Consider the following 798-nt stretch of genomic DNA (forward strand, 5'->3'; position numbering starts at 1 on the left):
TGGGGCGTGTCCGCGACTGGGTTCAGCCCTTGCTTGAAGCACCAAGCGGTCGCTATTGGATCATTGACGACACGGGCCTCCCTAAGAAGGGCAAACATTCGGTTGGTGTGGCGCGGCAATATTGCGGGCAGCTCGGAAAGCAGGACAACTGCCAGGTTGCAGTCAGCCTGTCGCTGGCCACAGAGCAAGGCAGCCTTCCGATTGCTTATCAGCTTTATCTGCCCAAGGAATGGGCTGACGATGCGACTCGCCGTGAGAAGGCCGGCGTGCCAGACGATATCGCGTTCGCCACCAAGCCGGAGATTGCGCTGGCACAAGTTCGCGAGGCGATCGCAGGCGGCGTGCCCCCTGGAGTCGTGCTGGCCGACGCTGCGTACGGCGATGAAACCGGCTTTCGCGAAAGCCTGACCGAATTGGGTCTGCTCTACGCCGTCGGGATTCGCTCCATGACGACGGTGTGGCCGCAGGGCGTCTCGCCACTGCCGGCCAAACCGGCAAGCGGTCCGGGCAGGCCACCGAAGTTGCTGCGTCGCGCACCGGGCCATGAGCCGGTTTCTGTGAAGACCTTGGCAATGGCTTTACCCTCGAGTGCTTACCAAGTGGTGACTTGGCGGGAAGGCACAAATGCGGCCCTTTCATCGCGATTTGCGGCCGTGCGGGTTCGCCCGGCACATCGGGACTATTGGCGCAGCACCTTGCGCGACGAAGAGTGGTTGCTGGTCGAGTGGCCCGAGGGCGAAGCGGAGCCAACCAAATACTTCTTGTCCACAGCACCAGCCGATGCGCTGATAGAACAAC

1 protein-coding gene is annotated in these 798 nt (G+C 62.2%); it reads left to right on the plus strand.

Translation table 11 applies throughout. The features are described 5' to 3' along the window. A partial coding sequence (locus J8I82_RS37825; RefSeq protein WP_209765748.1) for an IS701 family transposase occupies positions 1 to 798 on the plus strand: 798 nt, incomplete at both ends.

Origin of the sequence: Cupriavidus consociatus, assembly GCF_017814975.1 — a bacterium.
Classification (GTDB): Bacteria; Pseudomonadota; Gammaproteobacteria; order Burkholderiales; family Burkholderiaceae; genus Cupriavidus; species Cupriavidus consociatus.